At 50.3% G+C, this 6,780-nt stretch carries 9 protein-coding genes and 1 pseudogene; 5 read left to right on the top strand and 5 right to left on the bottom strand.

What is annotated here, in order from left to right:
- Positions 1 to 134 (top strand): annotated as a pseudogene (locus ACJHVI_RS07400) (IS30 family transposase); the annotation flags it as partial.
- Positions 135 to 172: 38 nt separating this feature from the next.
- Here the strand turns inward: ACJHVI_RS07400 and ACJHVI_RS07395 are convergent.
- The 5 genes from ACJHVI_RS07395 to ACJHVI_RS07375 form a co-directional block, all read right to left on the bottom strand.
- Positions 173 to 958 carry a succinate dehydrogenase iron-sulfur subunit gene (locus ACJHVI_RS07395; protein WP_483184126.1) on the bottom strand — a complete coding sequence of 262 codons (786 nt, stop codon included), beginning with the start codon at positions 956 to 958 and terminating at the stop codon, positions 173 to 175.
- A gap of 10 nt (positions 959 to 968) precedes the next feature.
- Positions 969 to 2,759 carry a succinate dehydrogenase flavoprotein subunit gene (gene sdhA / locus ACJHVI_RS07390; RefSeq protein WP_483184125.1) on the bottom strand — a complete coding sequence of 597 codons (1,791 nt, stop codon included), beginning with the start codon at positions 2,757 to 2,759 and terminating at the stop codon, positions 969 to 971.
- Between the two features lie 10 nt (positions 2,760 to 2,769).
- Positions 2,770 to 3,156 carry a succinate dehydrogenase, hydrophobic membrane anchor protein gene (sdhD, locus tag ACJHVI_RS07385; protein ID WP_483184124.1) on the bottom strand — a complete coding sequence of 129 codons (387 nt, stop codon included), beginning with the start codon at positions 3,154 to 3,156 and terminating at the stop codon, positions 2,770 to 2,772.
- Between the two features lie 3 nt (positions 3,157 to 3,159).
- Positions 3,160 to 3,552 (bottom strand): succinate dehydrogenase, cytochrome b556 subunit, encoded by a 393-nt coding sequence (gene sdhC, locus ACJHVI_RS07380; RefSeq protein ID WP_483184123.1) that lies wholly within the window; start codon positions 3,550 to 3,552, stop codon positions 3,160 to 3,162.
- 263 nt (positions 3,553 to 3,815) lie between these two features.
- A complete protein-coding gene (locus ACJHVI_RS07375) occupies positions 3,816 to 3,935 on the bottom strand; it encodes a DUF1674 domain-containing protein (protein WP_483184122.1) in 120 nt (39 codons plus the stop codon).
- 130 nt (positions 3,936 to 4,065) lie between these two features.
- On the opposite strand from ACJHVI_RS07375, the gene ygfZ reads away from it, so the two are divergent.
- From ygfZ to ACJHVI_RS07355, 4 genes are all read left to right on the top strand, one after another.
- Positions 4,066 to 4,809: a CAF17-like 4Fe-4S cluster assembly/insertion protein YgfZ gene (gene ygfZ / locus ACJHVI_RS07370; protein ID WP_483184121.1), complete on the top strand. Its 744-nt coding sequence runs from the start codon at positions 4,066 to 4,068 to the stop codon at positions 4,807 to 4,809.
- 87 nt (positions 4,810 to 4,896) lie between these two features.
- Positions 4,897 to 5,880 (top strand): Z-ring associated ZapG family protein, encoded by a 984-nt coding sequence (locus tag ACJHVI_RS07365; protein WP_483184120.1) that lies wholly within the window; start codon positions 4,897 to 4,899, stop codon positions 5,878 to 5,880.
- A 12-nt stretch (positions 5,881 to 5,892) separates the two neighbouring features.
- A complete protein-coding gene (locus ACJHVI_RS07360; RefSeq protein ID WP_483184119.1) occupies positions 5,893 to 6,159 on the top strand; it encodes a hypothetical protein in 267 nt (88 codons plus the stop codon).
- 33 nt (positions 6,160 to 6,192) lie between these two features.
- The gene (locus ACJHVI_RS07355; RefSeq protein ID WP_483184118.1) at positions 6,193 to 6,636 is read left to right on the top strand and encodes an META domain-containing protein; all 444 of its coding nucleotides are present in this window, start codon (positions 6,193 to 6,195) and stop codon (positions 6,634 to 6,636) included.
- Positions 6,637 to 6,780 lie beyond the last annotated feature (144 nt).

Genomic DNA, 6,780 nt, shown 5'->3' with positions numbered 1-6,780 from the left:
GACTTGATAATCTCTGCGCTGAATTCATCAAAGAGATAGAGGACAATTTGAATAATCGTCCTCGTAAGGTGCTAGGCTTTATGACGCCATTGGAGGTTAAAGCTAGCTTTGGGCGCGTTGCACTTCATACTTGAATCTGCCTTCTTTAAAAAAGCGGCTTGCGCCGCTTTTCTTATGTCTGCCGTTCGACTAATTTCATTTTGATTTCTGCGATTGCCTTGGCGGGGTTTAATCCTTTGGGGCAGGTGTTGGTGCAGTTCATAATGGTGTGGCAGCGATAAAGTTTGAAGCTGTCTTCCAAGAAGTCCAAACGTTCGGCGGTGGCTTCGTCGCGGCTGTCCTGTATCCAGCGGTGGGCTTGCAGCAATATGGCAGGTCCGAGGTATTTTTCGCTGTTCCACCAATAGCTCGGGCAGGAGGTGGAGCAGCAGGCGCACATGATACATTCGTATAAGCCGTCTAATTTGGCGCGCTGTTCTTCGCTTTGCAGGCGTTCGCGCTCCGGCGCCGGCGTTTCGGTTTGCAGCCAAGGTTTGATGGAAGCATGCTGGGCGTAGAAATGCGTCAGATCCGGCACAAGGTCTTTAACGACGTGCATATGCGGCAGCGGATAGATGTTGACGCTTTTATTTTCCGGCACGCTTTCCGTCGCGCAGATACATGCCAAGGTGTTTTTGCCGTCGATGTTCATGGCGCAGGAGCCGCAGATGCCTTCGCGGCAGGAGCGGCGGAAGGTCAGCGTGCTGTCGATTTCGTTTTTGATTTTGAGCAGCGCATCTAAAACCATCGGCCCGCAGTCGTCCATGTCGATGTCATAGGTATCGGTGCGCGGGTTTTCGTTTTTGCCCGGATCCCAGCGATAGATTTTAAAGCTGCGGACGTTGGTTGCCCCCGCCGGTGCGGGGTAGTGTTTGCCTTCTTTGATGACAGAGTTTGCCGGCAGTTTGAATTCAGCCATGGTTTTACTCCTAATAAACGCGTTTTTTCGGCACGACGTAATCGACTTCGTCTGTGCCAGTGTAGTCATGTACGGGGCGGTAGTCGATTTTGACGCTACCATCTTCTGCAAGCCATGTGAGGGTGTGCTTCATCCATTCTTTATCATCACGCTCTGGATAGTCTTCATGCGCGTGCGCACCGCGACTTTCATGACGGTTTTCCGCAGCAACGATAGAGACTTGCGCACAAGCCAACAGGTTAGCAAGTTCGAAAGTTTCCACCAAATCGCTGTTCCAATTGAGGCTTTCGTCTGCAATGCGCACTTGCGGCAATTGTTTGAATACGTCTGCCATTTTCGCTACGCCTTCTTTGAGGCTGTCGGCGGTGCGAAATACCGCAGCATGGTTTTGCATGGTGCGCTGCATGGCTTCGCGGATTTCCGCGGTGCGCAAATCGCCGCGTGCATGATGAATATCGGAGAAGCGCTGCAAGGCTTTATCCAAGGCTGCGGACGGAATCGGCGCAGGCTTGCTGTTCGGCTGAATCACGGCTCTGGCACGATGCGCAGCGGCACGTCCGAAAACAACCAAATCCAGCAGAGAATTTGAGCCTAAGCGGTTCGCGCCATGCACAGATACGCAAGCCGCTTCGCCAATTGCCATCAGCCCCGGCACGATGCTGTCTGGGTTGCCGTCTTTGAGTTGCACCACTTCGCCGTGATAATTGGTGGGAATGCCGCCCATGTTGTAATGCACGGTAGGAATCACAGGTGCCGGTTCTTTGGTTACATCTACGCCTGCAAAGATTTTCGCCGTTTCGGCAATACCTGGCAGCCGCTTGTTAATCACCTGTGCGCCCAAATGCTCTAAATGCAAGTGAATGTGGTCTTTGTGTTTGCCCACGCCGCGTCCTTCGCGGATTTCAATCGACATGGAACGCGAGACCACATCGCGCGATGCCAAATCTTTGGCGCTCGGCGCATAGCGCTCCATAAAGCGTTCGCCCTCGCCGTTGGTCAGATAACCGCCCTCGCCGCGACAACCTTCGGTCATCAAACAGCCCGAGCCGTAAATGCCGGTGGGGTGGAATTGGGTAAATTCCATATCTTGCAATGCCAACCCGGCACGCAGTACCATACCGTTGCCGTCGCCGGTGCAGGTATGGGCGGAAGTGCAGGAAAGCCATGCGCGACCATAGCCGCCAGTGGCTAAAACCACCATTTGCGCATTAAACACATGCAATTCGCCGCTTTGCAAATCCAAAGCCAATACGCCGCGGCAAGAACCGTCCTCGCCCATCAGCAAATCGGTGGCGAAATATTCGATATAGAATTCCGCATGATGCTTCAACGCCTGCTGGTACAAAGTATGCAGCATGGCATGTCCTGTCCGGTCGGCGGCGGCACAAGTACGCTGCGCCTGACCTTCGCCGAAATTCGTCGTCATACCGCCGAAAGGACGCTGATAAATCTTGCCGTCTTTGGTACGCGAAAACGGCACACCGTAATGCTCCAATTCAATAATCGCGGGAATCGCCTCGCGGCACATATAGGCAATCGCATCTTGGTCGCCCAGCCAATCCGAGCCTTTGACCGTGTCATAAAAATGCCACTGCCATTTATCCTCGCCCATATTGCCCAATGCGGCGGCAACCCCGCCTTGAGCGGCAACCGTATGCGAGCGCGTAGGGAAAACTTTAGTTACGCAGGCAGTTTTCAAACCTTCCAAAGCCATGCCGAAAGTCGCGCGTAAACCTGCGCCGCCGGCACCGACCACCACCACATCATAACTATGATGATGAATTTTATATTCCTGAGTCATGTCTTGCTCCTTAATAGCCCAGTGCCAAACGCAAAATGGAAACCACCGCCACGGCGGCAAAAATCACGCATACCGCTTTCACGGCAATCAAAGCCAACCATTTCACCGGCTCTTGATGCACATAATCCTCAATCACGACCTGCACACCTAAAGCCGCGTGATAAAAACCCATAAGGAAAAAGACAATCGCCATGCCGCTATTAAAAGGATTGCGAAACCAGGTAAGCACCTCGTGGAAAGTCTCCGCGCCTACCAAACTGATGACCGAGCAAAGAAAATACAGCACCACAGGAATTAAAATCACCGCCGTCGTGCGCTGCACGATAAAATGATGCGTGCCGTTATGCCCCGAGCCCAAACCTTTGGCGCGTTTTAATGCTTGAAATACGCTGCTCATATCCTACCCCTGCGCCCAAATGCCAATCCACAAACTTAAAGTCAGCACTGCGGCGACAATCTGCACCACTTTCGCGCTCTTGCGCGCATCGCCTTTGCCTAAGCCCTTGCCCACATCCCAAGTCAAATGACGGATACCATTGCACAAATGATAAATCAGCGCCCCTGACCAGAAAAACATAATCAGCACAATCAAAGGATTGCGAAACAACTGATTTGCGCTGCGCCAAGAAGCCTCGCCGCCGCTGGCAGCCAAGAGCCAAAACGTCAGCATCAGCAGACCCACCGCCGATGCCACCCCTGTAGCGCGATGCAAAATCGACATCGCCATATGGGTTTCCCATTTATACACTTGCAAATGCGGCGACAAAGGCCGCTGATCTTTTGCTACTTTCATGATGTTTGCCTCATTTTATGTTTCAACTTATGTTTCAACACACAGCACGACAGCTAAGCGCCGCCCTGTGTTTTGCCCTGAATGGAAAGAGATGACCACTCTCCCAATTTCATTATCTTGCCTGAAAGGAGGGCTTCAATCGGCAAGAAACTTTTGATATATGTCTCTTCAGATTAAAATGATACGCCTTAAAACAATATATTGAAATATTTTCAATATATTGAAAATATTTATTGTCTCATTTTAATCTGAGGAAGCTATATCTAAAAATCGATACAACGCCCTTTGCGTTCCCAATCGCCGTAGCGAGTAGGCTCTAAACCCTCGGGACCGCCGATTTCTTCAACAACTGCGGTCTTCTCTTCTACTTGGCTCAGCTGCACGGATAGTTTTTTTTCGTCTGACGCTGGCTCGTCCGACCGATGATGATGCTCTGACATGCGATTTGTCCGACATTATTAAGGGTCTGTTATAATACGCCAATCCATCTAAATTTTAAACATGGTTTTTCTCATGAAATCACAATCTTCTCTATCTATTCTGCAAATCGCAGGCGCTGAAGCGGAAACCTATCTGCAAAACCTCCTCACCGTCGACATCCGCACAGTCGCGGAAGGTCATTGGACAAACGCCGCCTTCTGCTCGCCGCAAGGCAAAGTGCAAGCCATGCTGCGCATCGCCCGCATTGAGAAAAACTACTTCGCCCTCATGCCCGAAGCACTCGGCGAAAGCATCGCCAAACGCTGGAAACTCTTCAGCCTCAACCGCCCCGTGCAACTCATACCGCGTGCGGAGCTGGAAATAGCCGCCATCGGCGGCACAGAACGCAGCGCCGTATTAGAAAACAACGGCCTCTCTTTCGGCGGCATCACCGGCTTTTCAGCGGCGGATAACATCGCCGCACGATTCGCGCAAATCCTCCCAGCCACCCAAGACCAATTCCTGCCGCAAATGCTCGGCTTGGAAGAAAACGGCGGACTCAGCTACGCCAAAGGCTGCTACATCGGACAAGAAATCATTGCCCGCGCCCATTCGCGCGCACCCGTGCGCCGCCATCTGCAACTATTGCAGAGCGAAACCGCGCAAAGCAGCCCGCTTGCCGTCGGCGACACACTCTACGCAGAAGAACAAGCAGCGGCAAATATTATTGAAAGCTGTATTGAAAACGAGCGCCTGCTTGCCCTTGCCGTCGTGCAAGACCGCTATGCAGACAGCCTTTTAAGCGATACGCAAGGTAATCGCTATTACTGTTTATAAATGACTATGCAGCAAGGCTGTTTACAGAAATAAAATAAAATCTGTTACAATCCAAAACCGGCATATTGACATTAACGGAGAAACATCATGGAAACAACATCAGCTGCGAATACTTTTCTAAGCCCCGAAGTGCTTATCGCCGCCTTAATCGGCTTTGTGCTCGGCGCGATTATTTTTTATCTGCTTGGGCGCAAAAACGCTGAACCTGCTGATAATCCTTTGCAAAAACCGTATGATGAATTGCAAGCCGAATACAAAAACTACCGCGAAAAAGTCAATACTCATTTTAGTAAAACAGCAACGGCAGTGGATAATCTGACCAAAAGCTATCAAGAAGTTTTTGATCATCTCTCTGAAGGTGCGCAGCAATTAATGGAAGGCGAGGCTTTGAAAATCGAGCGCGCCAAGCGTCAAGGCAAAGCCGTTACGTTGGCTTATTTAAGCAATATCGAAGCGCGTCAATCCAGTATTCCTAGCCCCAGCAATGCACAAGAAAGCATAGAAAACAAAGCAGAAAATAAAAACGAACATAAAGCGGATACAAAAACAGAAGCCAATGTGCGTGTTGCTCCGCGTCCGGCAGAAGCGGCAAAACCTGCGGCTCAGCCAAAAAATGATAAAGTCGCCAAAACCGAAGCCGCCATTAACCCACTTCCAAAAGCTCAAATCAATGAAGGCGAAACGGCAGAAAAAACTGTGGTTGAAAAACCTGTTCCTGCGGCACCTGCAGCGCCCATTCAAGTGGCGGAAAAACCGGTGGCGCCGGCAAATGGGGCGGTGCAAGCGGCTGTTAGCGCCGAAGTAAAAGATAATCAAACTGTTGCCGCGACGGCGAAAGAGCCGGGTATGCCGATTGAAAAACCGGCGACACATATTTCGGAAAAAGAAAGTGCTCAAGCGCTTGATAAAGCCAAAGCCGCTGCACCAGAAGCAGTCTCGGAAAGCGCAGAAAAAACTTCCGCTCAAAAAGCGGCGGAAAATGCAGGACTTACCGCAGTAAAACCCCAAGATAATGTTGACCCTTTAGCGGAAGTGAAGCGTCATATTCGTGAAAATCAAGACAATAAATAAGCAGAGGCACCAATGAGCAATGAAAAAGACCTTAAGGATTTAGCGCCTAAAAACCAAGTAATTGAACCGGGAATGCCGATTGAGCAGCTGCAACCTGCCATGCAAGTCGTTGATAAGCCCGAGGCAATGCCGGATGAATCGGAAATCGCCGCAATGGCGGCGCAGGAGTTGACGGCAGAAGAAGCAGCGGCAACTGCAAAAGAACCCGGTATGCCGATTGAAAAACCTGCAGCGCATATCAGCGAAGCTGAAATGCAAGCGGGCAAAGAGGATAAATAATCGCGGCAAATGAATGCAAAATACAAGGATTTGATGATGTTTAAACGCCATTCTTATACGTTGGCTTGTGTTGCCGCCGTCGGTTTCCTATTAAGCGCTTGCCAAAGTTCGGGACTAGGCTCGGCAAATAGTGTGCTTGGTCCGAATCATGAGCGGGGATTATGGCAATTGAGCCAAGGCAGCATTGATAATCGCCCCTTAAATACCGCCTTAGCACCGATTACCTTGCAGACGGGCGAGGGCGAATTTAGCGGCAATAGCGGCGTTAATCAATATCGCGTAGCCGTAGAGCGTAGCGGCAGCGATTTATCAGTCGATGAGAATATTCAAATCACGCGTATGGCCGGTGATATTGAGCAAATGCGTTTGGAGAGCGATTATTTATCTGCTTTGCGCCGTATTACAAAGGCAAAACAGCAGGCAGAATTTTTGCAATTGAGCGGGGAGGGCGTTGAGCTTCTCTTCCGTCCTAATTAAGGAGGCTCTAGACTAGCAGAATCACTCTGTTAGACTAGAAAAATGAGATACAACAGTAAATTAAGCACATATCAGCTCAAAAAAATTATTCGGCACTTTTGTGCCGATATTGAAGCCTCAAAAATCGCTTTGCTGACTGGTTTT

The organism is Suttonella sp. (assembly GCF_056855035.1).
This window is presented reverse-complemented; position numbering and strand designations above follow the sequence as displayed.

Coding starts and splice junctions, on each gene's coding strand:
- ACJHVI_RS07395 (WP_483184126.1), bottom strand. CDS start 958: ATGGCTGAATTCAAACTGCCGGCAAACTCTGTCATCAAAGAAGGCAAA.
- sdhA (WP_483184125.1), bottom strand. CDS start 2,759: ATGACTCAGGAATATAAAATTCATCATCATAGTTATGATGTGGTGGTG.
- sdhD (WP_483184124.1), bottom strand. CDS start 3,156: ATGAGCAGCGTATTTCAAGCATTAAAACGCGCCAAAGGTTTGGGCTCG.
- sdhC (WP_483184123.1), bottom strand. CDS start 3,552: ATGAAAGTAGCAAAAGATCAGCGGCCTTTGTCGCCGCATTTGCAAGTG.
- ygfZ (WP_483184121.1), top strand. CDS start 4,066: ATGAAATCACAATCTTCTCTATCTATTCTGCAAATCGCAGGCGCTGAA.
- ACJHVI_RS07365 (WP_483184120.1), top strand. CDS start 4,897: ATGGAAACAACATCAGCTGCGAATACTTTTCTAAGCCCCGAAGTGCTT.
- ACJHVI_RS07360 (WP_483184119.1), top strand. CDS start 5,893: ATGAGCAATGAAAAAGACCTTAAGGATTTAGCGCCTAAAAACCAAGTA.
- ACJHVI_RS07355 (WP_483184118.1), top strand. CDS start 6,193: ATGATGTTTAAACGCCATTCTTATACGTTGGCTTGTGTTGCCGCCGTC.